The sequence below is a fragment of the Natronomonas sp. CBA1123 genome (assembly GCF_009741925.1).
GTDB lineage: Archaea > Halobacteriota > Halobacteria > Halobacteriales > Haloarculaceae > Natronomonas.
This window is the reverse complement of the sequence record NZ_WPCC01000001.1, coordinates 139,518-165,330: the sequence shown is the minus strand read 5'-3', so window position 1 is coordinate 165,330 and position 25,813 is coordinate 139,518. Positions and strand designations below refer to the sequence as shown.

At 56.5% G+C, this 25,813-nt stretch carries 26 protein-coding genes; 16 read left to right on the top strand and 10 right to left on the bottom strand.

What is annotated here, in order from left to right; genetic code table 11:
* Window positions 1-520: 520 nt before the first annotated feature.
* Window positions 521-1,048 (top strand): hypothetical protein, encoded by a 528-nt coding sequence (locus GJ631_RS00795; protein ID WP_156707312.1) that lies wholly within the window; start codon window positions 521-523, stop codon window positions 1,046-1,048.
* Window positions 1,049-1,236: 188 nt separating this feature from the next.
* Here the strand turns inward: GJ631_RS00795 and GJ631_RS00790 are convergent, their stop codons facing one another.
* Window positions 1,237-1,722 (bottom strand): hypothetical protein, encoded by a 486-nt coding sequence (locus GJ631_RS00790; protein ID WP_156707311.1) that lies wholly within the window; start codon window positions 1,720-1,722, stop codon window positions 1,237-1,239.
* Window positions 1,723-1,739: 17 nt separating this feature from the next.
* The gene (locus GJ631_RS00785) at window positions 1,740-2,042 is read right to left on the bottom strand and encodes a ribbon-helix-helix domain-containing protein (protein ID WP_156707310.1); all 303 of its coding nucleotides are present in this window, start codon (window positions 2,040-2,042) and stop codon (window positions 1,740-1,742) included.
* Window positions 2,043-2,705: 663 nt separating this feature from the next.
* Between GJ631_RS00785 and GJ631_RS00780 the strand changes: the two genes are divergently transcribed.
* The 5 genes from GJ631_RS00780 (at window position 2,706) to GJ631_RS00760 (ending at window position 6,383) form a co-directional block, all read left to right on the top strand.
* Entirely contained in the window at window positions 2,706-3,131 is a 426-nt protein-coding gene (locus GJ631_RS00780) for a TRAM domain-containing protein (protein WP_197424691.1), read from the top strand.
* A 231-nt stretch (window positions 3,132-3,362) separates the two neighbouring features.
* Window positions 3,363-4,523 carry a hypothetical protein gene (locus GJ631_RS00775; protein WP_156707309.1) on the top strand — a complete coding sequence of 387 codons (1,161 nt, stop codon included), beginning with the start codon at window positions 3,363-3,365 and terminating at the stop codon, window positions 4,521-4,523.
* A 68-nt stretch (window positions 4,524-4,591) separates the two neighbouring features.
* Window positions 4,592-4,843, top strand: a complete 252-nt coding sequence (locus tag GJ631_RS00770) for an AbrB/MazE/SpoVT family DNA-binding domain-containing protein (protein WP_156707308.1) — start codon at window positions 4,592-4,594, stop codon at window positions 4,841-4,843.
* On the top strand, window positions 4,844-5,278 hold the full coding sequence (locus GJ631_RS00765; RefSeq protein ID WP_156707307.1) for a PIN domain-containing protein: 435 nt from the start codon (window positions 4,844-4,846) through the stop codon (window positions 5,276-5,278).
* 175 nt (window positions 5,279-5,453) lie between these two features.
* The gene (locus tag GJ631_RS00760) at window positions 5,454-6,383 is read left to right on the top strand and encodes a transcription initiation factor IIB family protein (RefSeq protein ID WP_156707306.1); all 930 of its coding nucleotides are present in this window, start codon (window positions 5,454-5,456) and stop codon (window positions 6,381-6,383) included.
* A gap of 24 nt (window positions 6,384-6,407) precedes the next feature.
* Here GJ631_RS00760 and GJ631_RS00755 read toward each other — a convergent pair whose 3' ends face one another.
* Complete coding sequence (locus tag GJ631_RS00755; RefSeq protein WP_370518525.1) at window positions 6,408-6,908, bottom strand: DUF234 domain-containing protein; 501 nt, start codon at window positions 6,906-6,908, stop codon at window positions 6,408-6,410.
* Between the two features lie 364 nt (window positions 6,909-7,272).
* Here GJ631_RS00755 and GJ631_RS00750 point away from each other — a divergent pair, with 364 nt between their 5' ends.
* Window positions 7,273-7,542, top strand: a complete 270-nt coding sequence (locus tag GJ631_RS00750) for a type II toxin-antitoxin system HicB family antitoxin (protein WP_156707305.1) — start codon at window positions 7,273-7,275, stop codon at window positions 7,540-7,542.
* A gap of 3 nt (window positions 7,543-7,545) precedes the next feature.
* A complete protein-coding gene (locus GJ631_RS00745) occupies window positions 7,546-7,797 on the top strand; it encodes a type II toxin-antitoxin system HicA family toxin (protein ID WP_156707304.1) in 252 nt (83 codons plus the stop codon).
* Window positions 7,798-7,844: 47 nt separating this feature from the next.
* On the opposite strand, the gene GJ631_RS00740 is transcribed toward GJ631_RS00745, so the two are convergent.
* The 3 genes from GJ631_RS00740 to GJ631_RS00730 form a co-directional block, all read right to left on the bottom strand.
* Window positions 7,845-8,327 carry a hypothetical protein gene (locus GJ631_RS00740; RefSeq protein ID WP_156707303.1) on the bottom strand — a complete coding sequence of 161 codons (483 nt, stop codon included), beginning with the start codon at window positions 8,325-8,327 and terminating at the stop codon, window positions 7,845-7,847.
* A gap of 3 nt (window positions 8,328-8,330) precedes the next feature.
* The gene (locus tag GJ631_RS00735; RefSeq protein ID WP_156707302.1) at window positions 8,331-8,921 is read right to left on the bottom strand and encodes an Rrf2 family transcriptional regulator; all 591 of its coding nucleotides are present in this window, start codon (window positions 8,919-8,921) and stop codon (window positions 8,331-8,333) included.
* Window positions 8,922-9,746: 825 nt separating this feature from the next.
* Window positions 9,747-10,835 (bottom strand): hypothetical protein, encoded by a 1,089-nt coding sequence (locus GJ631_RS00730; protein WP_197424690.1) that lies wholly within the window; start codon window positions 10,833-10,835, stop codon window positions 9,747-9,749.
* Between the two features lie 881 nt (window positions 10,836-11,716).
* Here GJ631_RS00730 and GJ631_RS00725 point away from each other — a divergent pair.
* The 3 genes from GJ631_RS00725 (at window position 11,717) to GJ631_RS00715 (ending at window position 14,337) form a co-directional block, all read left to right on the top strand.
* Window positions 11,717-11,962, top strand: a complete 246-nt coding sequence (locus tag GJ631_RS00725; protein ID WP_156707300.1) for a UPF0175 family protein — start codon at window positions 11,717-11,719, stop codon at window positions 11,960-11,962.
* 31 nt (window positions 11,963-11,993) lie between these two features.
* Window positions 11,994-12,443, top strand: coding sequence for a DUF3368 domain-containing protein (locus GJ631_RS00720; RefSeq protein WP_231753831.1), 450 nt, complete (start codon window positions 11,994-11,996; stop codon window positions 12,441-12,443).
* An 829-nt stretch (window positions 12,444-13,272) separates the two neighbouring features.
* On the top strand, window positions 13,273-14,337 hold the full coding sequence (locus GJ631_RS00715) for a transcription initiation factor IIB family protein (protein ID WP_156707298.1): 1,065 nt from the start codon (window positions 13,273-13,275) through the stop codon (window positions 14,335-14,337).
* Window positions 14,338-14,784: 447 nt separating this feature from the next.
* Here GJ631_RS00715 and GJ631_RS19325 read toward each other — a convergent pair whose 3' ends face one another.
* The 3 genes from GJ631_RS19325 to GJ631_RS00700 all read right to left on the bottom strand — a co-directional run bounded on the left by GJ631_RS19325 (window position 14,785) and on the right by GJ631_RS00700 (window position 16,725).
* Window positions 14,785-15,129 carry a DUF5615 family PIN-like protein gene (locus GJ631_RS19325; protein ID WP_197424689.1) on the bottom strand — a complete coding sequence of 115 codons (345 nt, stop codon included), beginning with the start codon at window positions 15,127-15,129 and terminating at the stop codon, window positions 14,785-14,787.
* 1 nt (window position 15,130) lies between these two features.
* Complete coding sequence (locus GJ631_RS00705) at window positions 15,131-15,418, bottom strand: DUF433 domain-containing protein (RefSeq protein WP_156707296.1); 288 nt, start codon at window positions 15,416-15,418, stop codon at window positions 15,131-15,133.
* A gap of 785 nt (window positions 15,419-16,203) precedes the next feature.
* Window positions 16,204-16,725, bottom strand: a complete 522-nt coding sequence (locus GJ631_RS00700; RefSeq protein WP_156707295.1) for an ArsR family transcriptional regulator — start codon at window positions 16,723-16,725, stop codon at window positions 16,204-16,206.
* Window positions 16,726-17,670: 945 nt separating this feature from the next.
* On the opposite strand from GJ631_RS00700, the gene GJ631_RS00695 reads away from it, so the two are divergent.
* Window positions 17,671-18,879: an orc1/cdc6 family replication initiation protein gene (locus tag GJ631_RS00695; protein WP_156707294.1), complete on the top strand. Its 1,209-nt coding sequence runs from the start codon at window positions 17,671-17,673 to the stop codon at window positions 18,877-18,879.
* A 433-nt stretch (window positions 18,880-19,312) separates the two neighbouring features.
* Here GJ631_RS00695 and GJ631_RS00690 read toward each other — a convergent pair whose 3' ends face one another.
* On the bottom strand, window positions 19,313-20,557 hold the full coding sequence (locus GJ631_RS00690; RefSeq protein ID WP_156707293.1) for a polysaccharide pyruvyl transferase family protein: 1,245 nt from the start codon (window positions 20,555-20,557) through the stop codon (window positions 19,313-19,315).
* A gap of 228 nt (window positions 20,558-20,785) precedes the next feature.
* Here GJ631_RS00690 and GJ631_RS00685 point away from each other — a divergent pair, with 228 nt between their 5' ends.
* The 4 genes from GJ631_RS00685 to GJ631_RS00670 all read left to right on the top strand — a co-directional run bounded on the left by GJ631_RS00685 (window position 20,786) and on the right by GJ631_RS00670 (window position 25,799).
* The gene (locus GJ631_RS00685) at window positions 20,786-22,594 is read left to right on the top strand and encodes an ABC transporter ATP-binding protein (protein WP_156707292.1); all 1,809 of its coding nucleotides are present in this window, start codon (window positions 20,786-20,788) and stop codon (window positions 22,592-22,594) included.
* Window positions 22,595-22,637: 43 nt separating this feature from the next.
* Window positions 22,638-23,666: an SDR family NAD(P)-dependent oxidoreductase gene (locus GJ631_RS00680; protein WP_156707291.1), complete on the top strand. Its 1,029-nt coding sequence runs from the start codon at window positions 22,638-22,640 to the stop codon at window positions 23,664-23,666.
* On the top strand, window positions 23,663-24,616 hold the full coding sequence (locus GJ631_RS00675; protein ID WP_156707290.1) for an NAD(P)-dependent oxidoreductase: 954 nt from the start codon (window positions 23,663-23,665) through the stop codon (window positions 24,614-24,616). Before GJ631_RS00680 ends, GJ631_RS00675 begins: the two co-directional genes overlap by 4 nt.
* A 94-nt stretch (window positions 24,617-24,710) precedes the next feature.
* Window positions 24,711-25,799 carry a DegT/DnrJ/EryC1/StrS family aminotransferase gene (locus GJ631_RS00670; protein WP_197424688.1) on the top strand — a complete coding sequence of 363 codons (1,089 nt, stop codon included), beginning with the start codon at window positions 24,711-24,713 and terminating at the stop codon, window positions 25,797-25,799.
* Window positions 25,800-25,813 lie beyond the last annotated feature (14 nt).

Sequence of the window (25,813 nt, the reverse complement as noted above, 5' to 3'; positions counted from 1 at the left end):
TCACCCCCCCCCCCACGCTTACTCCGCTGGACGCGCGTTCCGGGCGGGTCGGCGCGCGCGGCTGGTTGTGTGCACCGTCTGTGGCGCGCTCTCGCTCGCGCCCAAGGGGCGCTCGCGAAGGCGCGAGCGAGAGCGCGCAGTCGTGACTGGTCGGTTCGATTGTGTGGAAAACCCGCGAGTGAGGTCGCGGGCGTCGGACGCTCTGTGAGCGCCTTCGGATCGGAGAGATCCAATGCAACGTAACAACCCAATTCGTGAAAAGGTCTCGGTCGAACAGGAATCAGAACAAGACGTAGTCGAGGACACCCCGGAGCTGCGACCAACGGTGGAGTTGCAGACCCAAGCGAAAATTGACTCGGACGTTCGTGATGCAATCGCGGCGGCTGACGAACAGGACCACCCACACGGAATGACGCTGGAAGCTCAGGAGAAGTGGGAAGCGCGAGAAGCTGAGAAACGGCGGACTCGTGAACGTGAAGATTGCGCGCAGACGAGTCGGCGGGAGGAGCTGTGCCGGGAGATGACGCAGGCGAAACACTGTGGGCTGTCCAGTGAAGCAGATCCACGTGAGCAGTTGGACGTCGAGACGCGGCGGGAGGTCGAGAAACAGGCCATCCGGTTGGACGGAAAGTGTTGCGGTGGTCTCGGTGTCGAAGCCATCGAACGAGAGTTGGCCGCCCGGGTCCAGAGCGGGCGATCGATGCAGGACGCTGTGTTGGACATGGTCGAGGACGTACAGGCGGCGCCGGGGGCGATCGTGGCGCTCGGTGAGTTGGTGCAGGTGGGTCGCAAGTGGGTGGATGTCGAAGCGACAGTCGAGACGCTGTGGGAACCCAGCAGTCCCTCGATGCAACAAGTCGGCTTGCTCGAAGACGAGACAGGGAAAACCAAGTTGACGGTGTGGAAGCGATCGAAGCAACCTCTCATCGCGGAAGGTCAGACGGTGCGTATCCGGGATGCGGCGGTAAGCTGGTACCAAGGCCGGGCGTCACTCGCGCTCACCGGACGGTCGATGGTTCACTTCCCCGAACGAGCGGCTTGGTGGTGAGCGCGTAGGCAGCTCTTTTCTTTTTTATTGTGGCCTCCACCCGCCAACCGCCTCCCCACCCACCGCTCCGTGCTCGCTCGTGCTCACGGCTCGCTTCGCTCACCGATCGCACTGCCCGAGACTCTCCCTGTAGTCGCGTCTCGCTGCGCGCGCAGCCACGACCAGTTGCGATAGAGCTCCGGTATGCGCTACTCGAAGAGATTCTTCGCGCGCCGATAGATGGGTGCACCGAGCCAGTCACGCGCATCGGCAAGTTGTTCCAGTTTTGACACCGCCCCGTCATGTTCTAGTTCGCCTCTCTTGACGAGAGCTTTCAACACGATCGGTGAAATCGCGACTTGAGCGTCGGTAAGCGTCTGGAGCTCTGGGAGTGCCCGAAGGTCATCGGTAATCAGGAATTCCGCCTTCAGTTCGTTCGTGAGTACTGCACAACTCCCTTCACCCTTGTCCACGCGGGATGATGTGAATTCACTGTTGACTTGGTGAATCGCTTTCCGATCGATGCTCTCGAGTACGGTGTCAGCGGCGTTGGCGTGGCTATCTTCGTATTCACTTGTTTCCTCGAGCTCCTGTCGCACTGTGTCCGTAGTGTGCGTCTCGAATTCGGTGAGACAGATGTCGAGAATACCGATCGAAGCGAGAGAGATGAGAGCGCTTGTGTCAGCGACAATCATTCGATATCGAGGTCCCTCTAGAGATTGGCCATATCCTCGGCCACGTCCTCGCCTTGGTCAAGCAGGGCCTTCGATGCTCGAACGGATTCAGCGTCTTGACGCCCGATAAATTCCGCTAGAACGTCGAATCCGATTTGGCCGTCAAGGTAGAGCTCAACGACTGCTTCCTTGAATGTCTCGTCGTCCTCGATTTCTTCAAGGTAGTCTCGAAGCGCCTCCTTGACGATCTCAGTCCGATTTTTCCTGTTGACCGCCGCTGCGACATCCGCTTTCTCCACCAGATCGTCCGGAAGCCGGAAGTTTACTCTCGTATTGCCCATAGCACAACGTCCCTTATTGTAAGTACGTTGTATGTACATATTCAAAAGCGTTTGGTGAATCGTAGAATATCATACTCTGGATACCGATGATTGTTGTGATCGGAGATGTGTTCGGCTATTGGGGCGAACAAGCTTCGTGTTCGCCGATAATGGCGAACAAAAATGGCCCGAGGGGCAGGGCGGAAATACTCGGCTGCGACCGTCCCGGTTGGTGTGTCAACTGGGTCAGCTATCTGTGTCCTGCTGACTGCACGGAGCATCGACGAGCCTGACCGATTCGTCGCTCCCGTGCCACTCGTCAACGAGATCGGCCGCGTCGCGAGCGCCGTCGCCGCCGAAGCTGGAAGGGGTTCGTCCTCGAGGGCAACGGGGACGATGAACGCCGAGTCGTTCGGATTGGCGTGCTGCTGACGTTCGATCCACTGTTCGTCGAGTGGGTGGACCAGCGAAACTCAATCAGTGTACCCGCTGTATCTCGCACGCCGTTCGTGACAACGACCAGGTAGTTCAACGGATCGATCGATTCGTGAGTTTCCTGAATTGAACGTGGAACCAGGTGAAGCCTGGATCGACTGTCCGGCTAGTGAGGCTGGTTTAGCGCTGTAATACGTCAGACAGTAGAATGAAGTGTTCTGTCTCGGTATCTCGTTGAAGAGACCACTGATGGAAATTTCCGATCACCTTCGCTGTCTGTTCTCTGCCACTGTCGAAAAGCGAGCTGACTCATATTTGATTGAAGTACCAGAACAAGAGATTCGACTTGACAACCTTCAGCAGGGTGAGACGTACCGCGTGGCGGTTTTTCCGTCACCATCGAACGAAGCGGACGAGAGCGAGATCGCAGATACAGAGATTCGACAAGGCAGTCAGACCGATCCCGAGAAACCACCCGTGGAGGAAGGCGAAACCCGACGCGTGGAGATTGATGGTATTGGCGATCAAGGCGACGGTATCACCCGTGTCGAGCGTGGGTTCGTCGTCATCGTTCCCGATACTGAACAGGGCGAACGTGTCGCCATCGAGATTACTGATGTACGTGAGAACGTTGCCTTCTCGGACGTTGTTGAGCGCCTGAGTTACTACGACTGACGCACTCGTCGAGTGGCATGCTGAAGACAGAGACTGTACTGACCGTTGTCTGTAATACCTGTATCGACCGATTCCTTCTAGCAAACCCAAACCAATCTCCGTGTGAGAGACGCACCCTCAATTCAGCACACTGGTGAAGCCGCTCACTAAGTGAGCACTTCCACGGGACTGTTGAGGTTTATTGGCCCCTGACGGGCGAGGGGCGCTCGAAGCAGTCCCTCGTGAGATCGAATGAAATCTCCAGAGACATCCACCGTGTTCGCTGGCGTCGACCCGAGAACAGATACCGACCTTCCGGAGTGGTACGAGGCACGACAAGACACCGACGACGTGATGACCTTTGCCGAAGCGATCCGAGAGCTTCCACGGGCGACCGAGACCAAGGTCGGCTACGAAAACCCCTACACGGGCGAATGGGTTGAGACGGACCGCTTCAACGCGGTCGTCGAACCGAATCGACTCATCGACCAAGCGAACGAAGACGCTGATGCCGAAACGCCGTTGTTCAATATTCCGACGGATAGTTACGCCATCATCAATCCCACTGACGTGTACGGTGCACTCGAAGACGTCCTGCGTGCAGAAACCTACGAGGATACTCCACTCTCGGAACTCGTTTTCGGCGAGATCAGACAGTACCGCGGCGGCGGTGAGGTCCACATGGACATCATGTTCGATGGCCTCTCAGTGACGCTTCCTGGGCGAAACGAGCCGATTACAATGGGCGTCACTTCCGGCTACGATTTCTTCGGAAACAACGCGGTCTACGTCGAAGGATTTGCCCGAGATAGCTACTGTGCGAACTCGATTCGTTCACTAACCGACAGAGAAGTCGTCAAGCACGTGGGCAATGTGGATGGCTTCGGCCCGTGGTGGGAATCCGTCCTCGAACAACTCGAACTCGTCGCAGACGACCTGTTGGGATTCATCACTGACGCTCAGGACCTCACCGTCTCATTCCCCGATGTACCGTTCGACCTCGAGGGCTTCTACGAACTGCTTGGCTTTCCGGAGTATCTCGCCCAACAGGCGGCGAGTGATGCCCGAGCGAACGCCGCTGATCCGTTCGAAATCGACATGTGGACACTGCATTCGGGTGCAACGTACGCGCTGACGCACTTCTTCCGCGGCAAAGAGGGTAATTCACTCGACAGCTACGTCCGGACAGCCAACGACATCCTGTTCAACCCCGATGGGACCCTTGAACGCGTCGAACGCGAGTACGAACAGCAGTCCCAAGCGGAAACAGATGGCGACGGACAGACCGGCTTGGAGAGCCAAGTTGCACTCGCCCAAATCGAGCAGTTGAGTGAGGGCGTCCGTGAGAAAGCCGAAACGTTCGAAGAGCGGGAAGCTGAACTCCGAGAGCGCTTCGCTGAGGCAGCTGACTGAGCCGGTTAAATTTCCATATAGTGTGATGTCACACTAGATTTTTGACGGCCGAGGACGTACTGGTGGATATGAGCAGCGACCGAATCGACGCCGAAAGTAAGGTATCAGGGAATCAGGCGAACATCCCTGCACGGATTCGACGTGAACTCGATATTGATGATGGTGACCAACTTCGTTGGCATCTCGAGGCCGATGGTAGTGTCCGTGTCGAAGTCGTCCAACAACGGGCGGGAACGTTCGCCGAGTTCGATGGCTACGATGGCGAAGCGACAACCGATGTAGTGGACGAGCATGACGCTTGGGGCGTCGAAACCGAATAGATGCCGCGCGCACTCATCGATACGACAGTCCTCTTTGCGGCAGCGTATCGACGCGATAGTTCCCATGATACCGCACTGCCGGTCATTCGTGGTGTCGACACTGGATCGCTTCCAGAGGCAGTCGTTCTTGAGTACGTCCTCGCGGAAACGCTGAATGGCCTCACAACCCATGCCGGTCACGAGGCTGCTGTCGATCTCCTTGATCGAATCGAGGAAAACGCACGGTTCCATATCGAGTCACTCAGTACTGCTGCCTTCGCGACAGGGAAATCCCTGTTCAGGCAGCACGAACCCCTCTCGTTCGTTGACGCCTGTATTATTGCGTATATGCAAACCGAGGGACTCGGGTATCTGTATGCGTTTGACGACGACTTCGATGCCGTCGATGATATCTATCGACTCGATACAGCGACGAATCCCTACGACCCGAGTTGATCAGTGGCAGCGAAACTGAGACTGGAACCTCTGTGTTCAGTCTCTCCACAGAGTCTCGAATAGAGCGAGGCAAGCGACAGTTCTCCGCACCGAGACGTCCGTAGCAGCACCGCCGTTGTGTTTTATTGGCCCCTGACGGGCGAGGGGCGCAGGAACGCGTGCCTCGTGATCTGTGATGGCTTCGAGAAACATCTACGAGCAGACGTTCGATGAGGACGTACAGGAAGACGAACAGAACAGTTGCCCGGAATGTGATGGGCGTGTCACGACGAACGCTCACGAGACGGTTTGTGACGACTGTGGACTCATTCTCAACGACGAAGCACTGGACCACGGCCCGCAGTACTGCAAGGCCGACGAAAACGCCTCGGAACGACGACGGACAGGGGCGCCGAACACGGTCGCCCGGCACGACCACGGTATCGGGAGTGAAATCGGGTGGAAGAAAGATTCCGAGGGGCGAACGATCGGCGGGAAGAAACGGCGGCAACTCGGTCGGTTGCGTCGCGAGCATACACGAGCGAAAATCGGCTCGAAAGCGAATCGGAATCTCCTGTCGGGGCTGGTCGAGATTCGGCGGATGACGTCTGCCCTCGGTTTCTCGGAGAGTCTTCGAAACCAGGCGTGTCAGCTGTTCCGAACGGCACAGAACGAAGATGTGCTTCGAGGTCGGTCGATCGAAACGATTGCCTCCGGGAGCGTGTATGCGGTCTGCCGACTCAACGAGTATCCGCGGACGTTCGAGGAGATCGCTCGAGTGTCGAAACTCGATGACGGGAAGGTCCGGTTGGGGTACACCGTGTTGAATCGGGAGCTCGAGTTACCCGTGCCACCGGCTGGCCCGAAGCAGTATCTCCCACAGATTGCATCGGAAACCGATGTGAGCAATGAGACGGAGTGTCAAGCGCGGAGGCTTCTCGAAGATGCATTGGGCGAAGTCCTGAGGAACGGCTGTAATCCCGCGGGCGCTGCAGCAGGCGCCTTGTACGTCGCTGGTCAGGACACCGGAGAGAACCTGACGCAAGCCGAAATCGCGGATGCGGCGGACGTGTCTAAAGTGACGGTTCGGGAACGGTATCGAGAAATCGAACGTACGGCGAATTGAGTCGGCTCAAAGCCTGGCCTAGGCCTAAGTTTCTGTGAGTGCAGTCACGACATCTGTGAGGCTGAACAAACGTAGGTCGTCTCGTTGACTGGCTGCTTCCGTGACCGATTGTTTGAACCCCCTTCGGGAGAAGAGGGCGTACTCGACGACCCGGTCACTCCCGCTTTGTGGAGACCATTGAAGTTCGTCGGTGTGATCCTCTAGATTCGATAACGCATCGTATCCGAGGGGTGACTGTTGGAATTTGCATTCACCGACGATCAGTGTCTCGCCGGTGGTCAGGCCGACGGCGTCGATCTCGTGTTCGCCATACCACCATTGTCCCGTGTTCGTGATCGTGTACTCGGAATAGTACTTTTGGAAATCGTACTCCGAAGTATGATACTCCGAAGTATGATACTCTATAGTATCATTATTTAGCGCCCGATGTACCGGTTCCGTTTTGTCGTGCGCCCGACGGGCGGGCGCAGGGGAATCCAGCCCTGCTCCCTTGAATCCATGCAAGGAGACGAACCAGACAGTCACAACGACATTGACCAGCGGACGAAACGAGCACGAGCGAAGCAGATGACGGTCACCATCCGTCGAACGGGCGGCATTCACAGAGCTAGCGAGGCGAAATCCCACGGATATAGCCGTGGGAGGATGTCAGAGCGTGGACTCTCACTCTGGCCGAACAACTTTCACGGTGGGTTACTTCCGGAGTTCAACGGCAGATACGAGTCCATATGATATGCAACCCGCCATAGTTTGAGTACGGCGCGAGTGACTTACACTTCGAGTATCTGTGTAAATCGGTCACGTTGCCGTTCATCCATCGGTGCTCATGATTCATCGCGAGGAGCGTTCGCCGAACGCTTATACGGCCCGTCGCCCAATATCACGCGAGATGGCCAGTTCGACCCAGGACGGGGAGTTCCACGACGGAGAGATCCGACTCTGGCAGGAGGACGACTGGTGGATCGCCAAAGACGTTGACACGGGCGTCACCACGCAGGGTGAGTCCCGGGAGACAGCCTTAGAGAACCTCGACGACGCTGTGGGGTTGTACAACGGCGAGCGTGGTCGGGCCCCGAGCGACGATGAGCTTCGGGCAGCGGGCATCGATCCTGCAGACAACGTCACAGGCGACCAAGACCCTCCGGACGTGCTCGACTAACTGATGGGGCGGCGGACATTCTCCGGCATGGAGGTCGTGAAAGTACTCGTGAATACAGGAGGCTTCGAGTGGCGACGGACGACCGGTGACCACGCGCAACTGTACTACGAACACCCGTCAAACAAGGAAGACCGCCGGCAAGTGACAGTCCCTCTGCACGACGAACTCCGTACCGGGACACTTCGCGACATCGCCGAGAGTGCGGGGGCACACGACTTCGCCGCATTCTGTGAGTGGATCGACCGGCACGCCTGACAGGGACGTGTCTCATGGCGTGGACTCTCACTCTGGCCGAACAACTCTCACGGTGGGTTACTTCCGGAGTTCAACGGTAGATATGACTCAGTATGATAGGCAACCCGCCAGAGTTTGAGTACGGCGCGAGTGACTAACACTTCGGGTGTCTGTGTGATACACGACTTTTCGACCTCGTCAGGCGTTGAGATCGCAGTGGGTGGCGGGTGGTAGTGTTCGAGTCCGGGAACGTGAATATAGTCGCCTCCATGTGGATGAGCTCCCCAGCGAAGATTCACTCCCTCTGCGTCCGTATAGTGGTATTCGTAGTCGTCCTGTGTCGTCCACTGGATGTCGAATCGAGCCTCACCGGCCTCACACAGGCCGTCGTCGAAGGCAACCGTCAGGACCGATGGATTGAGATACTCGTCAAGTTCGGCTGTCGCAAGCGGCTCCATCTCTTGGATGGTATCACGAATCGTGAGCAGCGCCGGACGATCCGTCGCTCCGCGGAGTGTATGTGCTTCGGATTCGTTCGGAGAGCCCCGCATCGCTCACACCGGGACGCTATCATCGCTTGAGCGGCGGTCGCCGTCGATGAATCGCTCTGCATTCCCGATCGAAAGGGCAGCGTTCGCGAATGCGAGATTGCGACGAAGGGTTTTCCACTCCCGAATCGTCTCCGAATCGATTTCACTGTCTGGGGAGTCGGAGTCAGAGAGTGTTTGGTTCGTCTGGTCGACGGCAAGCGCTTCGGGGGAGTCGACACCGAATTCGGACTGATACTCGGTGAGCTGGGCTCGCATCTCTCGAATCCGCGTTGCGAGTTCGTCAGTCGAGAGATGCTCAAGGATATCCGCAGCCTGTTCGACGACCAACGATTCGGGAGACCGGCGATACAGCATCCCCCCGTTCTCGCCGGTCGTCGTCTTCACGAAGCCCTCATCCGCCAGTGTATTCAGATGCTTACGGGCCGTTTTTGGAGCCGTTCGTGCGGCTTCAGCAACTGTATCGGCCGACGTCGGGCTGTAGGTGTGGGCGATGACGTGACGAATACGCTCGTACGGTGTCGTCTCCGATGCCCACTCCTCACCGACCGCCTCATTGATGTCTGTGAACTCGTCTGGTGGCGTTCGGTCGTTCATGCAGTTACACAAGAGGTAGAGTAATATAGTATTTTGGTGAAGCATTATTTTCCTAAATAAGGTGTGGTCGGCTGAGTTGCCATCCACCTGGCGCTGATAAATATTCGGCGCGTGACGTACTGGCTCCATTTTGTCGTGCGCCCGACGGGCGGGCGCAGGCGAGTCCAGCCCTGCACCCGTGATTCCATGCAAGGAGACGAACTAGACAGCCAAGACGACATCAAGAAGCGGACGAAACGAGCACGAACGGAGGATATGACGGTCACCCTCCGTCGAACGGGCGGCATATACACGGTGCAGTCGGAATCCGGAAACGTGTATCGCGTCGATGTACTCCGTAAGGGGTGCACCTGCCCGGATCAACAGAAAACAGCTGTCGAACGGTGTAAACATCTCCGACGAGTCGACATGGAGATTCAGAACCGAACCGTTCCAACGCCGGACGGTCGGCTTCCAGAACGCCCACGTGCGGATGGTGGCGTGAAGGAATCTGTGAGAGATCCTTCCCAAGTACCCACCCGTGGCCGGATCGAAGGCCCGCTGCAGGAACTCGACAAGCATGGGAATCCCACCGGGGAGTCGTACGTTCGGTGTCGGGCCTGTGGACGAGAGGCGATGCGCGAGAAGGATCTCGAAGACTGTTGTCGGGGATCCTCTCAGACCGGCGAAAACACGTCGAGAAACCAGTAACAGCCGCAGCAGGAATCTGTGGCTAGCAAATTAACCAACATAGTAACTGTTTTTGTTGGTTAACACGGAGAGATTGATTCCAGCCGCTTTCAGAGAGAACAGGACAGCAAAACGAATAGTGGTGTCGGCGCGTGGCTAGCGACTGGAATCGTTGTATCGCTCGCGAGCCCGTGATTTTGATTCCTCGGGCACCGTTTGTAACTCTCCGCCGTAGCGATCGATGCTTCGTGTGATCGCCGCGGCGACAGCCTCCTGGCCGCGCCGGGTGTCTGGCGGGTCGGGAGCCAGCGCCGGCCGCATCGACTGCTGTGCCCCCTCGGGTCCAACCAATCGCCCGGCGGCGTTCGTCCGGAGCCAACAGAGCGGGCCGTCCCCAACCGTTCCGGTCTCCTCCTGTTCGAAGTAGTGTTCGACGGCGTCCAGCGACCCGTTCGAGAGGGCGGCTTTGATTTCCTGATTTCGGTCCCGTGATTCAGGCTCACTTCCGGCGCCGCCCGTGACGACGACGCGGGTCTCGGCGTGTTCCTCGACACTGATGTGGACCGGCTCTGCAAGCGTCCTCGCCGGGGGGCCGGCGTAGACAGGAGCTAGCGACATGGGGTCGGCGAGGAGCTTCCGGAACAGATCACCGTCCCCGGGAACCAGTGTATCGACACCATCGACGACGACCGGAAAGGTGCTGTCGGTCGCTGTCGTTTGGGCGCCCTCACAGAGCCGACAGCACACAGCCGCCACCAAGAGGTGGGTGCTGAGAGTGCCATCAATCGTTGGATTCGTCTCTTTGAACGGGTCGATGTCACCTGTAATCAAGATGATCTCGTTCTCCGTGAGGGCCCGAGCCGGATCGTAGGTCGAGTCACCGAGCAGTGGATTGCTTGGGGCGGGGTCGAGCGGCCCGCTGATGAGTGATGCTGCAAGCCGTAAAGGTTGGCCTTCGCGTGTTTGGGCCAGCTCGAACGGTGTCAACGAATCCAGGGCTTCGAGTTCCTCGAGGGCTTCGAAGGAATCCTTGAGATCGGGCTCCCTGAGCGCCTTCGTATACTCGTAATGCGGCTCCTTACCCTCGAACAACGCGGGCAGGATCGCCGAGAGGATGGGAGCGACAGCGGTGTCGAACCGGTCCCACACTGTTGCCGCATCCATGTACGCATTCACTCTGATGGCGACCGGATCGGTCGTGAACGCGTCCTGATCTGGCGGTGCCTCGAATGGGTTGATCGCCACGCGCGCTACCGCTGGCACATCTAACTGCGAGGCCACTTGCCATCGACCCACGTCGATCCAGACGACGTCTTCGAGGCGTTCCTGGGGAAGTCGAGCCAGAAGGTCGCGTGGCGATGGGTCAGACGGGTGGATATAACAAAATCCGCGTCCCGCTGCTGCCAATTCGACACACCATCGCTGAACGATGGCAGTCCTCTGGTCGCGGTTGCCGGCGACGTAACAGCCGCCATCGAGCGCGCCAGGCGGCAGCGCCACCGTTTTACCGAGAGCATCGGGATCCCGACCGAGTGTGAGTTCCGGCGCTGTGTCACCGCTGTCAGTGGACGACATCGTTGGGCGAAACCTTCAGGCGATTATACTAATTGTTTATCGTTGAAAGAAATGGTGCCCCCACATCGCTCGTGCTTTGCGTCTCGCCCCTCAGGTTGTGGGTGCCACCGGTGATGTGTTGATATTGCGGCGGAAGGACGCGAAAGATTTATTCGTCGTATACGATGAGCCCCGAATCGCCATAATTGTCGTGCAACCAAAGAACGTCTGTATCGTTGGTCAGCCGCAAGAGATCATTACGCGAGTCGACGGTCCCGCTTTCTGATGAGGACAAACGACGCATGCAAGAAGGCCGAGTCAGTTCCGGCACTGAAACGGATGAAGACGATATCGACTAGGTCCTGTATAGGTGCGTCTGCTGATCGATATGGGCGTTCTCTACGCAGGAACGTTCTCGGGCTTCAGCCCGTCGGCCTGGTGGGCAGCAGTCAGATATGACTGAGTCGTCGGAGTGGGTACTGTTTGCGATCCCACTCTCTCGATCTCAAGTGCGCGGTCGCGCCAGCACTGAGGGCCAAACACTCAAGAATCATGTAATCCCATATTTATCTATGGCCACCATCGAAATTGACGATGAGGTGTATGACGCGTTGCGAATTCCTGAAGGAGAGCGATCGAAGGCAATGAAGCAGGAGTTAGCAGTGTCACTCTACGCACGCGATATTCTCTCGTTTGGCAAAGCCCGTGCGTTAGCCGAGATGTCTAAACGCGAGTTCCATTCTCTCCTCGGCGAACGAGAAATCCCTCGACACTACACCGAAGCTGAACTTGCTGAAGACTTCGAATATGCCCAGTAGTGATCTTGTGGTCTCGGATACATCACCACTCTTGAATCTCGCACTCATCGATCAACTCGACCTTCTCAGAGCCCAATTTAGCGGTATTTCGATTCCGGATCAGGTTTGGGGTGAACTCACTGAAGGAGATGCCGGGTTGAACGCTCTCCGTGAGCTGCGAGACGAAGGATTCCTAAACGTGGTTGAGGTGGAGCGCTCGGACCTGTTCATCGAAATACTTCGGCAATTGGATCGTGGTGAAACAGCCGCGATTTGTTACGCGATAGGGCAGGATGCCGAGCTCATCCTCTTGGATGAGAAAGAAGGCCGACGCGTCGCTCGCGATCATGGCTTGACTGTCACGGGAGTAATCGGTGTATTGCTCAAGGGAGCTAACGCCGGCAACGTGGACTTAGAGCGAGAGCTTGCCGCCCTCCGTGAAGCAGGTTTCTGGATTTCTGATGCGCTATATTCGCAGGTCCTAAAGAACGCTGAAAAGTAATCAACTCGTTAGACCTCGTTCGATGGCAGCTCAATTAACCAACTGTGGTGATTTACATTAAAATCCAAGAGAAAAATTCTTGAAACTCGCTATGGGGGTTTCCTACGAAACTAAGTAAACAGTCTCCGCAGACTGTTTACTTATTTGGCCGATTTGGCCGCTAATTACACACGTTCCGAAAGGGCTTGATATTCTACTCTGTTGCTAAATTTGATATGTAACGAACGGGAGTCCGTTCATCCCGTGAAACTCCGACTCTATTGGGTGTTATCCCTCGTGTTAACCAACAGTATTCCCGAACGTTGGTTAATTCGCCAAGCGGTTCATAGGAGAGCTCCTGTTCGTCAGCCAGTCGGGCACAAGCATTGGTTCGCTCGGTGAGTAGCTCTCGGTTCGCCGCGCTCGGCGCTGCTGGCGGTGCGCTCTCGCGACCGACCATTCCGGGCATGCGGGCGCTCTCCGCACCGCTCGCGCCCGTTCCGGGCTGAAATGAATATGGTCTCGACGCCAGCGGGTAAGCGCCGGGGGTTGCGCAAATGCTCACCCCCGACGCTTACTCCGCTGGACGAGCGCACCGCTCAGGTCGCCGGAAGACTCACTTCGTTCGTCTTCCGAGCCCTGCCTCGCTTCGCTCGGCAGGACGCCCGCGCGCGGCTTGTTTCTTCCCCGTCTGTGGCGCGCTCTCGCTCGCGCCCAGGGGGCGCTCGCGAAGGCGCGAGCGAGAGCGCGCAGTCCAGTCGTGACTGGTCGGGTCGGTTGTGAGGAAAATCCCCGTGCGAGGACACGGGGCGTCGGGCGCTCAGTGAGCGCCTTCGGGAGCGATGTCCCAATGAGTTCTAAGGCAATTATCGAACTTGAAGATTCGGTCGAATCGGAAACAAACGAGACGGACGCGGAGCGCGTCGTCGACGTGCGTGGCGCCGAGTGGCAGGCGACGTGTCCAGAGTGTGACGGCCGGGTGCGTAAGCGGGGTCACGAGTCGGTGTGTGCGGACTGTGGATTGGTCGTGCGCGTCGAGACGCTGGATCGGACGCCGACGCTGAAGGACCATGCACCGACGACGGACGATCGAAGCGGTGAGTGGGCGTGTGAGCCAACGAATCAACTCCGGGTCGACAAGGGCCTCGTGACGACGTTCTTCCTCTCGACGGACGGAAAGGGCAACACGTTGTCGTCGGAGCGGAAGGACAAGATGGAGCGACTGCGGCGGCGACACAAGCGCTTCACGATGCACGACCGGCGGAACCAGCGGTTGAATGAGGGGATGCGCGATATCGGGATGCTCGGGGCGAATCTCGGGATTCCCGAACACGTCCAGACCGAAGCCGGCTGGTATCTGAAGGCGGCCAAACGCGAGCGATTGCCCGCTGGCCGGATGCCCTGGGAGGCGCTGGCGGCGGGGGCCGTGCAGTTAGCAGCCCGCAAGGCCGGCATCGAGCGCGACCCTTCGGATGTTGCCCAGTACGCGAAAGCGTCGCTGGATCGAGTGTGTGCCGGCGCGCGGAAGATTCGCATCGAGACGGATGTGGATGCCCCACCGGTGCGTGACCGGGCGGTCGATCAAGTCGTCGCAGCGCTGGACGACGTCCTCGATGTCGAGGCGGCGATCGAGTTGGTGCGTGTCGGCGAGCGGTTGTTGGCCGTGGCCGATAGCGAGGGCATCGGGCCAGGCACGCATCGAACGGCGATGGCCGGCGCGGCGGTGTACGCGGCCGATCGGCTGACAAGCGAGAAACATCTGACGCAAGCCGAGGTGGTCGAGGCGGCGTCGGCGGTCGTGCCAACGTCGAAGAGCCAGATTCGGAGCTACTCGCGAGAAGTCCACGACATTGGGCAGGCACGATTCCAGTCGCTGTCGAACGACGCGCTACCGGGGCTGGTGCAGGCCGACTGAGGGAGACCTCTCCCTCGGTTTTTGCGCCCTCCACGCCACGCCCGCCGCCCCACCCTCCGCTCCGTGCTCGCTTGTACTCACGGCTCGCTTCGCTCACCGTTCGCACTGCCCGAGACGCTCCCTGCGGTCGCGTCTCGCGGTCGCTGTGCGCGCAGCCACAACCTCGATACCGGGATGTCTCACCAGCAAGTGAGGTGAAGCGTTTGATGAGCTACAATCCCGCCAGAATTCGACGGTCATTATCCAGATAATGATTACACAGAGTATGACCTTCTACGACATCATCGAAGCGGCGGACGAGGTCCGTGCCATGGAAGCAGGAAGCCCCACCCTCAAGGAGCGAACCGCATCAGCAGTGGGCGAGTAGGGTTGGGAGGATGTTAATGAGCCCTACTTGCACTCCCGTCTTGTGCATTGAGAAGCGATACTACATGAGTCAGACGTTCCTCAGAGCCATTCGATTCCCAGGTGCTCGAGGCCGTCTACCTCGGTTTGGGGGTAGTGCTTCGAAACCTCGTGGATAATATCGGCGACAGTTTCGGCTGGGAGCGATGCATCAGCGAGGTAGAAAGCCGCTCTGAACTCGGAGCTATCCAACGAGAGGACGAAATCGTCATCGTAAGTGACGAGAATCCTGTCTTTCGAACGAGTGTAGGCAGCAAGCGATTGGTCCGTCGATCCCTTCCCGAGTTCCGGTTCAAAGTCGACATGGACGACATCGTGACCATAGTGTTCGAGTCGGTGTCCGACCTCGTGTTCAATGTTTTCGTCAAGAAGTAGTCGATAGGACATCTCACTCTGGCGGCGAAAGCGATGAGTCGTCTTTGGCTGCTTCGACAGCACGTGCATGTCGGGCCTCAGCCGCTCGCATCGCTTCCGGATTGGCGTGGTAGTATGCCAGCGCCTCGTAGACGGCCGCGATATCGATATCGAACCGTTCGGCGACACGAATCGGGGCATCACCGCGCTCTTCGACGCGGCGTTGGATGTCACGGACCGTGATGCGGCTCCCCGGAAGATGTGGCTCGTCGTGGATATCGGAGTCCGACGCCGGAACGATTCCGTATTGTTGGGTTGCCATCGTGTCTCACCTGAAATAGGCCCCCTATCCGATTTAAAGTATTGGGCAAGACACAGAGATACCTACCTCTTCAAGTGAACAACCAGTGGAATCAGACGGACAATAGCGTTCGTAGGAGCACTGCTTCATACGGCAACGAGCCAAGTGACGAATCTTGGTCTGTGAGATGGCACATGATACACAAGCTGGTGACAGAGATTAGCAGGTAGAGTCCCGTATAACGGTCAAAACCGTAGTGTACACTCATTTTATCAAGAAATATCGATAGGACATTTCACTTTGGCGGCGAATGCGATGAGTTGTCTTTGGCTGCCTCGATATCACGCGCATGTCGGGGCGTCAGGGTGGATTCGATCGAGCGTTGAGTTTGGAAGGGTCATCCTTGCTCAAGGCTGTCCGCCAGCACTTCAACACTGCCCGGGTGACCAACTCCGGCGTTTCGACCTCGATACACGAGGGAACTCGTGCCGTTGCATTCGGCGGTTCGTGGAAATGCTTGGGCGGTGCATTCGGCTCAGGGTGCCGGTCGAACCGAAACTCGATTCCGTCTTCCTCGGTGTAATGAAAGCTATAGCAATTGTTCTCGGTCCACCTGACATCGAACCGTCCACACGCACTGGAGCCAAAGCCAGCATCGACCGTGACATTCAGTTCCGGGTTTGGGTCAAGACGACCTGCAAGACTGTGATGGATCACTAACGGTTCAGCGGTACGGAAGACGTCTCGGATTTTCCCAAGCGCACTGTATTCGATGGGGCCCGTATCGCCCAGCAAGCCAGTCATTGCTACGCGAGGGCCTTTCGGGCGTCGGAGAAACTGATCGCTGCCTTGGCAAGATAGAGGTTCTTTTGTGCGGTTTGCCACACTGTGTGGTCCTCCCAACCGGCTGTATCATCCGGTTCCAACTCTTGGGCGAGTTCTGTTGGCGACTCGACTCCGTACTGGTCTCTAAACCCATTGACCATCCCTTTGAGGTTCTGGAGTTCAGCCACGAGCTCGTCTTTATCATACGCTTCTTGGAGCTGAATGATTTGGTTGTAGATAGCCATCCGGTCATCACGCTTGTAGAGCGTCCCCTGCGGCGTTTCGAGGGTTTCAACGACGCCAAGATTCGCCAAGTCCGCGAGCGTATCGCGAACCACTGGCTGGCTTGCTCGCGCTTGCTCGGCGATGGTAGACGCTGCTGTCGGCTCCTGAATCCGTTGGATAACAGCCCGAATACGCTCTCTCGTCGTCGTGTCCTGTTTCCACTCCTCGATTGCTGCCTCGTTTACATCCTCGTATGGTGGTGGGGCCTCGACGGTCATGTATTCTCTCCGTTGGGTTTGCGGGTCGGGTTCCTCGGTGGTTGCCCTTGTGTAATATATTCTTCTAACCCAGAATATATTTTTTTGTACGAATTGCATGCTGCACCCGAGTGAGACAGTATCTCCGAAATCGTTTATTTGAGATGGTTAGAGGCGTTGACTTCTGTTCGAACCATTTAGATGCCCTAGAGGTCGAGGATGCGTGGGGTTCGCGACGAGCGATATCTCGCGACCGACGCGCACTGACCCACAGCGTTCGCGCCTACGAGCGGGGTTTCGGAGGTGATGAGTCGGCGGCGAGTGTCGACCAAACAGTGGTGCTTCGGTCTCTCGTATCGATGCTGCAGACTCTCGTCGAACAGGAGGCCTCAGAAAGATAGGGACGATCGAAGATATTCGTGTCTATTCAGCCGGTCCCACACGCCGAATCGAGCTAGAATTTCTGGTGGTGTGACGCTCGTCCGGACAGTGGAGGGACACCCCACTGTTTCAAGTGATTCTCGTCAATAAATCGTTCTCTAAGCGTCTAATAATGGGGTTTATGAATTGGTGCACCCAATTAAAAGAACACTCGACATCGTGGTGTATCTCGCGATGGTGGTCGATTCTCTCCTGTGAAGTGAACACCAATCGAGCATGTCCATCGAATCGGAACTGAATCCGCCATTCCCACACCCCACTGTGTCGAGTGTTCTGCGAGAAGTATTGTATCACGAAAGCGGGCCCCCTCGAACCTTCTTATTAACTGAGAATAGGAGTATTGGCGGAAAATGTCCTCCTAATGGAGTAATTCGGCTGTTTGGGTTATCGTGTAGCGGAGGTCCCCTACCACACCCCACTGTGTCGAGTGTTATGTTCGAGGGGTCTTGTTGAATAACACTCGACGCACTCGACGCACTTAACGCGATGGTTTTATGTATTATCGGATTCACAATCCGGTATCGAATGTCGACATTCAGTCGGGATACCGAAATCTTCCGTGACGAGGATATGCTCCGGGAAGATTACCAACCGGAGTCGATTACCGCACGAGAAGAGGAGCTAGAGGCGTACAAAACCGCGCTCCAGCCCATCGTCAACGGTGCTCAGCCTCGGAACATATTCCTGTATGGCAAGACCGGTGTCGGGAAAACAGCAGTCTCTCGGTACTTGCTGAATCGGCTCCAAGAAGATACCGCTGAGTACGACGATGTCGATCTTTCTGTGGTCTGGCTGAACTGCACAAATCTTTCATCATCGTACCAGGTGGCGGTGAATCTCGTCAACGAGCTTCGACCAGCTGGAAAGCAGATTAGTACGACCGGGTATCCACAGCAGCGTGTGTTCGATCTTCTGTACGAGGAACTCGAATCGATTGGTGGGACGATTCTCCTCGTGTTCGACGAAATCGACCACATCGGGAGTGATGACGAGATTCTGTATGAGTTGCCCCGCGCTCGGTCGAATGGGAATCTTGAGTCGGTCAAACCGGGTGTAATCGGGATTAGCAACGATTTCGGGTTCCGAGATGAGCTTTCGCCAAAGGTCAAAGACACACTCTGCGAGGAAGAGATTCACTTTCCGCCGTATCAGGCACCGGAACTGGAAGCGATTCTGCAACGACGCGTTGAGGGCGCCTTGTACGACGGTGCGACTGCGTCCGGTGTGATTTCCTTGTGTGCGGCGTTATCAGCACAGGACACTGGGAGTGCACGGCAGGCACTCAATCTCCTGTACAAGGCTGGTGAGTTAGCCCGCGCCGCTGGCGAGTCGACGATTACTGAGTGTCACGTGCATGAGGCCCGAGATGCCCTCGAACAGAGTCAAATTGAACACGGGATGCGCGAACTCACACGGCATGGCCATCTCGCATTAGTCGCGACGTTGGATTTGGCATTGCAGGACGAAACGCCGGCGCGTGTGCGGGACATCTTTCCACGGTATCGAACGATTGCCGAACGCTCTGGTGCTGACCCCCTCGTTCGCCGTCGGATGCACGACCACCTCGCCGATCTCGCCATGCTCGGCATTCTCGATCGGTGGGCTCGTAACGAGGGCCGTGCTGGTGGGCAGTACTACGAGTACGAATTCAAGGTCGATTTGACGACGGTGTGTGAGGTTGTTGGCGATCTCGAGGGGATTTCCGTACCTGATACTGTTGCTCGGCACACCTGACTTGGAACCTAGCGGAACACTCGACATGGTGGGGTGTGGGTGGTGGTTTGGTAGATAGCATTCGACAAAGTGGGGTGGTTCGAGATATCTCTCTAAGTAGGCAGTTCGGGGGTGTCTTTGGAGTGTAGAACACTCGACATGGTGGGGTGTCTCTCTGTTGGTTATTTCCCAATAATCCCATTCAGACTCGCCGACGGCTTCACTTGAAGCAGTGTGGTGTCTCTAGAGCGTCAGCGTCGGTCGACAATATATAGTCCTCTATTATGAGCTGGTTTCCGACCCTAGATAGTACTCAACAGCCTGCTAGAATCCTTCTTCGAAAGTCTAGAAAGGCTCCCACCCGAGTGCCTCGAGTTTGGTGTTGTCAAGCGCGTATCGTTGGTCGCGTCCTGGTCGATTTTCGACGAATTCGATGAGACCTGCTTCAAGACTGTTATGGTAGCTTCTTGAGAAATGGCTTCATTGAATTTTCATATGTCTCATCAAACAACTCAGGGACCGCCTTGTAGCTCTTGAAGCCGTTTGTCTGTTCTTCCTGAAGGAACGCGTTGATTTTTTCGGGTACTTTTGGATCTGGTGGTGCAATCAGAGTATGGAATGGCCGTTCCGACAGACCCCTGTGCTGGATGAACTTACGAAGTCCTTTCCCGGGCAACGCCCCAGCGAATGACTGCACCAGCTTGGCCGTCCGCGGGCCAAGCCGCCTCTGAGTCGCCGGGAATCCCGCAGTACCGAGAGTAGCGTTGAAGCCGTTTCCACGGCCATCCTCGCCGATGAGCACCGACGGCAATCGCCGGCGGAGGAAGCTGATGTGGCCGTGGAGGCGATAGCCGACATGGAGATCACAGTCGTTATAGAACTCGATATTTTTGGTATCGTGGCTCGCCAACACGACCTTGAAGCCGCGATCTTTAGCAAGCTCTCGGAGTTGGCGGTCGGAATCTGTGAGGCGGCTATGGAACGAACAGGTAAGTGTCGCGTCCGGATACCGTTCAATGAGCATGTCCATCACGCCCTCAGCCTGGTCCACATAGTGGGCGTTGTGCGGGGTGGTCATGACGATGTGATCAATGCTGTCCGGTACGCGCATCTCATGACCGAGGTAGTCGTCGTGGTACCAGCCAAGGTCACCAACGAGCCGGGCCTCAAACCCATGGCGTTCAAGAATCCGTTTCGTGTATATGTCGCGAGTAGTAAAGCCGTCAAGTTCGGGCTGATTAGCTAGTCGCTGAAGGAACTGGAGAGTTTCAGTCTGATACTCGTGGGTTTCGTTGCCAAGTTGGTCTCCGGGATAGTGCGACCAATTCGACGCCAACGGGATAATCGGAGGTTGAATTTCGTCAATGTTCTCGGCGAGTCGGTATACTTGAGGGTAGAGCGGCTCTCGGATGGCAAACGCAGGTAGTATGATTGCATCCGATGCATTGAGTTGATCAAGCGTTGCGGAAAAATCGTGTTCACGGAATACTACGTTGAAGTCACCAACACCACGTTCTTTCTGGATGAGGTGCTGGACTTGCTCCTCAAGGAGTTTGTCTCCAACATTTCCGGAGGAATGTGGTGGAAACGTTGACAAGATTGTATACATAAGAGAAAGGTGGAGGTACTCTACTAATAAAAACCGCGTTTCTTCCCGCGACAGAACCCTATTGCTATTAGCATTGACCGCATCAAGCACTGCGTGAGCGACCTCTAGATTCGCTCGTTCCTTACCACCCCCCGACGCAGTACACGTCGCCGATATTTCGTTCCTCCGAACCGTATCGGTGGCACGGCAGTTGTCTTCGACATTAATCCATTCTCGAACGTTCGAGCCATCACCATATATAAAAGGTGATTTTGAGGTAATATCTGAACGAGGCAAGACCGACGCTCATAAATCAGCACGGTAGAAAGTGTTGCAATAATGAGTGAGGACGAACCGACCAGCAGACGTGTGCAACTCCACGCGCTGGTAGAGGTGGCTAGATACCGGCGGCTCCTCACTATTGGCATCGTCGCGGGTGGTGTTTTCGCTGCGCTACTGGAAGGCATCGGACTGAGCTTTATCCTGCCGATCGTAGAAACCGTCCAATCGCCCGGCAACCCCGCACAGGAAGCCGAAGGCGTGATGTCACTTTTTGTCGCCGCCTATCAGTTCCTGGGAATCCCATTCACCCTCGGGTTCGTTATCGTCGGTGTGAGTGCGATTTTGACGGTGCGGTGGACAGCAACGTTCTTTGTACGCTATCTCCGGGACGCGCTGGTCGTTGATTACACGCGAGAACTGCAGAAGAAATCCTTCGATAACGCACTGGGCGCGAAAATCGAGTACTTCGACCAGGAAGGATCGGACGATATTCTAAACGCGATTGTGACACAGGCGGAGTACGCTGGACGGACGATACGGTACGTTATTGATTTCCTTGAGCAGGGCTTTCTGGCGGCGCTGTATTTTTTGGTAGCGCTCATTATCGCACCGTATCTTACGCTATTCGTGCTCGTGTTTCTCGGCGGCTTCGCAGTGCTGTTCCGCTACGTCGTAGAACCAGGCTACGAACTCGGCGACAAGGTCGCTGACGCTAACGAACGCGTCCAGCAGGCGGCGCAAGCCGGAACGCAAGGCATCAGGGACACGAAGCTCTTCGGTCTAAAGAGCGAGCTGTACGAGGACTTTCTAAATGCTGTAAACCAGTTCGCGGCGTCAAGTATCAGGCTTAGACGGAACGAACAGGCGATAAACAATTTCTATAACCTCTTGACTGCTGTCTCGGTGTTCGTGCTTATTTACCTCGCAATCGTCTTCGCCAATATGTCTCTGGGTGCACTCGGTGTCTTCCTCTTCGCCATGTTCCGACTCGGGCCAAAGGCGAGTAACCTGAATCGACTTCTCTACAAGGTCGAAAATAACCTTCCACATCTCGTTCGAACTCAGAACTTCGTCGACGAGCTCAAGCAAAGCCGAGAGCCCGATACTGTAACCGAAGACATTCCAGAAACTGTGGAAACCATCGAATTTGATGATGTGCGCTTCTCTTACCAAGGACAGGATGAAGAGGCACTTTCGGAGGTATCGTTCGAGTTCGAGAAGGGTGAGTTCATCGGCTTCGTTGGCCAGTCTGGAGCCGGGAAATCGACGATTGTGTCGCTACTCGCTCGGATGTACGAACCCGATTCCGGGGAGATTCGGGCGAACGATCGGTCGATCCACGAGATGGAAATCGACGAATGGCGCTCGAAGGTCGCGGTCGTTCGGCAAGATCCATTCATCTTCAACGACACGCTCCGATACAACCTCACAATCGGGAATCGGGAGGTTTCCGACGAGGAGCTGGACCGGGTCACTCGTGTTGCGAAGGTCGACGAGTTCCTCGACGAACTACCAGAGGGCTACGATACTCAACTCGGTGACGAGGGAGTCCGATTATCTGGTGGGCAACGACAGCGTGTTGCGCTGGCTCGGGCGTTGTTGAAGGACGCCGAGGTGTTGGTACTGGACGAGGCTACGAGCGACCTCGACTCGAATCTGGAGAAACAGGTTCAGTCGTCCATCGAAAGTATGGAGCGCGATTACGCAATTGTCGGGATTGCACACCGGCTATCGACGGTCAAGAACGCCGACCGGATTTATACTGTTGAAGCGGGCGAGATTATCGAGACTGGGTCTCACGAAGAATTGATCAATGAGGAGGGGCAGTACGCCGACCTTTACGCGATTCAATCACAAAGCGGATAACGGATTACGGACCTATTTACCAATAGCTTCAGACCCAGAATAAATGATTTCAGATAAGAATATCCTCATAACTGGCGGCGCCGGTTCCGTCGGCCGGATTCTCGTTCGACGACTTCTCAAACGAGATCCGAACGTCATTCGAATTTTCGACCAGAGCGAACCCGGCCTCGCCGCCCTCAAAACCGAACTACAGGACGACCGATGTCGGTTCCTCGCGGGGGACGTCCGTGACAAGGACCGATTGAAGCGCGCCGTCGACGGTATCGACCTCGTCATCCATACTGCCGCGATGAAGCACGTCGATGTCTGTGAGTACAACCCATTCGAGGCGGTCAAAACCAACGTGATGGGTTTGCAGAACCTCATCGATGTTTCAATCGATGCCGATGTTGACCAACTCGTGTTCACGAGTAGCGACAAGGCAGTCCATCCGGCGAACACGATGGGAACGACGAAACTACTGGGCGAGAAGTTGGTAACAGCGGCCAACAAGTACAGCGGTGGCCACGACATCCGACTCGCCTCAGTTCGGTTCGGAAACGTTGTGAATTCCTCTCAATCCGTAATCCCACTGTTCCAAGAGCAAATCGAGAAGGGAGGACCGATTACATTAACGGACCCGAAGATGACCCGCTTTTTCCTCACGTACGATGACGTGGCCGAGTTGGTCATCGACGCAATGGAGCACACGCAGGGCGGGGAGGTGTTCGTTCACAAGATGGATGCCGTGCGAATCGAAGACTTGGCCGAGGCGATGATAGACGTCTTTGCCCCCGTGAACGGCTACGACTCAGAGGAAATCGAGATTACGCTTACCGGTCGCCGTGTTGGGGAAACGTTCGATGAGGAGATCATGACTGAACGAGAGGTTCCTCGGACCGTCGAAAACGAGTCTCTGTACGCGATTCACCCTGAACAGTCGGGAGAGAACGGCTATTTGACTCACGACGGGATCGAAGGCTTCGAACCAGTCAATGACGTCGTTCGGTCATCTGGAACCGCCGAGAAGTTGTCTCGTGAAGAAATAATTAACCTTCTTCGGACGGAGTTTGAGGAGGGAATTGCACGATGACACGAGGAACAGTTGCGGTAACTGGCGCAGCGGGGTTCATCGGCCGATGGGTCGTCAGCGAACTCTTGGACCGCGGGTATACGGTTCGCGGCCTCGACGACCTCTCGAATGGATCACGGCGGAACGTCGCCGAATTCGAGTCCGCAGAGGAATTTGAACTGACCGTTGGTGACGTCGCCGGTCGAGAAACCGTCGAGGAACTCATAGACGATGACACTGATGCCTGCATCCATCTGGCGGCCGAAATAGACGTCCAGGAGAGTCTGGATGAACCGCGTACCCATTTCGAATCGAACATCGTCGGGACCGAGCGGGTCCTTGAGGCGTGTCGAGCGACTGAGACACGGCTTGGCCTCGTCGGCACCTGCATGGTGTACGACATGGTCGATTCCGAGGAGGGCATCGACGAAGATCACCCAGTAAAACCGGCGTCTCCATATGCCGGAACGAAGCTCGCAGCGGAGAATCTCGCGGAAAGCTACTACCACGGCTACGACCTGCCGGTGAAGATACTTCGTCCGTTCAACACCTACGGCCCATTCCAGAAGACCGGGATGGCCGGTGGTGTGGTTTCCATCTTTACAAATCGGGACATTCAGGGTGAGCCACTGAAGATATTCGGCGACGGCACCCAGACGCGGGATCTCATGTACGTGACCGACTGTGCGCGGTTCATCGTGGATGGGACGTTCTCCAACGCGGCCATCGGTGAAGTCATCAACGCCGGTACCGGTTCGGATATTTCGATCAACGAGTTGGCCAAGTTGATTGCCACAGAGGGAACCGAAATCAACCACGTCGAACACCATCACCCTCAAAGCGAGGTCCAGAAGCTTCTCTGTAATCCCGAGAAGGCAAACGAGCTGTTGGGCTGGGAACCGGAAGTTTCCCTTGAGGAAGGCGTTGGACGGCTCCGCGAGTGGCTCAAGGAACAACAGGAGACAGCATGACCGACGAGACGCCTGCAAAATACGGGGGTGAACCAATCCGTGAGGACGTGTTGGGATACGGGGGCAGAGCATCTCTAAAACAGAAAAGCAGGCCGTGCTGGAGTCCCTCGAAGGCGACTACATCACCCGTGGTCCGACGGTCGACGAGTTCGAGGAGCGGGTGGCCGAGTTCGTCGGCGTCGACCATGCCATCGCGACTACATCGGGTACGACGGCACTCCATCTTGCCGGGCGAGCGGCGGGATTCGAATCGGGCGATGAGGTCGTTACCACACCGCTGACGTTCGTCTCGACGGCCCACGCCGCGACTTATTGTGGAGCGACACCGGTCCTAGCCGAAATTGACCCACATCGCCGAACGCTCGACCCGGATGCGGTCCTACAGCAGATAACCGACGATACCACCGGGTTGATTCCGATGCATTATGGAGGCCATCCGGCTGATATCGAGGAACTACTGGTAATCGCCGACGAGCACGATCTGACGATTATTTGGGACGCCTGCCACGCCTTTGGCGGGCATTGGCAAGGCGAGCCAATCGGCGCCCAGCGAGATATGGCTGTGTTCAGTTTCCATCCCGTCAAGAACATCACGACCGGCGAGGGCGGGATGGTCGTCACCGACGACGATGAACTGGCAAAGCGGGTTCGGCGACTCCGGTCGTTCGACATGAACTACGAGCCAGAGGGGCACGAATCGGAGCCGTGGTATCAGGTAGCCGAGGGCGTCGGCTACAACTACAATGTGACCGATCTGCAAGCCGCGCTCGGACTCGCGCAACTCGATCGGTTGGACGAATTCAAAGAACGCCGTGACGAGATTATCGCTCGATATAACGAGGCCTTCGAAGACGTAGCTGGTATTCGGACCCCACCGAAACCGGTCAATTCCGACCCGATGTACCATCTCTATGCGGTCGAGATTCGAGATGAATTCGGCTGCGACCGAGAGGAGTTCGTAAACGCGTTGCACGCGGAGAATATCGGTGTGCAGGTCCACTACGTGCCATTACATTACCACCCGCTTTTGCAAAAGGAGTTCGGCTATGAACAAGGCATGTTCCCCAAAGCCGAGCGAGTGTACGACGGTCTAGTTAGTTTGCCACTGCATCCTGAGATGGACGGTGATGACGTGACAGACGTGATTCAAGCAATCGAGCGCCTGCGGGCGCATCACGCCTGACAGCAGAAAGAGGA

What these genes read in the sequence shown, in the direction of transcription:
- GJ631_RS00795 (WP_156707312.1), top strand. Translation starts at nt 521, where the DNA reads ATGACGCAGGCGAAACACTGTGGGCTGTCCAGTGAAGCAGATCCACGT.
- GJ631_RS00790 (WP_156707311.1), bottom strand. Translation starts at nt 1,722, where the DNA reads ATGATTGTCGCTGACACAAGCGCTCTCATCTCTCTCGCTTCGATCGGT.
- GJ631_RS00785 (WP_156707310.1), bottom strand. Translation starts at nt 2,042, where the DNA reads ATGGGCAATACGAGAGTAAACTTCCGGCTTCCGGACGATCTGGTGGAG.
- GJ631_RS00780 (WP_197424691.1), top strand. Translation starts at nt 2,706, where the DNA reads ATGGAAATTTCCGATCACCTTCGCTGTCTGTTCTCTGCCACTGTCGAA.
- GJ631_RS00775 (WP_156707309.1), top strand. Translation starts at nt 3,363, where the DNA reads ATGAAATCTCCAGAGACATCCACCGTGTTCGCTGGCGTCGACCCGAGA.
- GJ631_RS00770 (WP_156707308.1), top strand. Translation starts at nt 4,592, where the DNA reads ATGAGCAGCGACCGAATCGACGCCGAAAGTAAGGTATCAGGGAATCAG.
- GJ631_RS00765 (WP_156707307.1), top strand. Translation starts at nt 4,844, where the DNA reads ATGCCGCGCGCACTCATCGATACGACAGTCCTCTTTGCGGCAGCGTAT.
- GJ631_RS00760 (WP_156707306.1), top strand. Translation starts at nt 5,454, where the DNA reads ATGGCTTCGAGAAACATCTACGAGCAGACGTTCGATGAGGACGTACAG.
- GJ631_RS00750 (WP_156707305.1), top strand. Translation starts at nt 7,273, where the DNA reads ATGGCCAGTTCGACCCAGGACGGGGAGTTCCACGACGGAGAGATCCGA.
- GJ631_RS00745 (WP_156707304.1), top strand. Translation starts at nt 7,546, where the DNA reads ATGGGGCGGCGGACATTCTCCGGCATGGAGGTCGTGAAAGTACTCGTG.
- GJ631_RS00740 (WP_156707303.1), bottom strand. Translation starts at nt 8,327, where the DNA reads ATGCGGGGCTCTCCGAACGAATCCGAAGCACATACACTCCGCGGAGCG.
- GJ631_RS00735 (WP_156707302.1), bottom strand. Translation starts at nt 8,921, where the DNA reads ATGAACGACCGAACGCCACCAGACGAGTTCACAGACATCAATGAGGCG.
- GJ631_RS00725 (WP_156707300.1), top strand. Translation starts at nt 11,717, where the DNA reads ATGGCCACCATCGAAATTGACGATGAGGTGTATGACGCGTTGCGAATT.
- GJ631_RS00715 (WP_156707298.1), top strand. Translation starts at nt 13,273, where the DNA reads ATGAGTTCTAAGGCAATTATCGAACTTGAAGATTCGGTCGAATCGGAA.
- GJ631_RS19325 (WP_197424689.1), bottom strand. Translation starts at nt 15,129, where the DNA reads ATGTCCTATCGACTACTTCTTGACGAAAACATTGAACACGAGGTCGGA.
- GJ631_RS00705 (WP_156707296.1), bottom strand. Translation starts at nt 15,418, where the DNA reads ATGGCAACCCAACAATACGGAATCGTTCCGGCGTCGGACTCCGATATC.
- GJ631_RS00700 (WP_156707295.1), bottom strand. Translation starts at nt 16,725, where the DNA reads ATGACCGTCGAGGCCCCACCACCATACGAGGATGTAAACGAGGCAGCA.
- GJ631_RS00695 (WP_156707294.1), top strand. Translation starts at nt 17,671, where the DNA reads ATGTCGACATTCAGTCGGGATACCGAAATCTTCCGTGACGAGGATATG.
- GJ631_RS00685 (WP_156707292.1), top strand. Translation starts at nt 20,786, where the DNA reads ATGAGTGAGGACGAACCGACCAGCAGACGTGTGCAACTCCACGCGCTG.
- GJ631_RS00680 (WP_156707291.1), top strand. Translation starts at nt 22,638, where the DNA reads ATGATTTCAGATAAGAATATCCTCATAACTGGCGGCGCCGGTTCCGTC.
- GJ631_RS00675 (WP_156707290.1), top strand. Translation starts at nt 23,663, where the DNA reads ATGACACGAGGAACAGTTGCGGTAACTGGCGCAGCGGGGTTCATCGGC.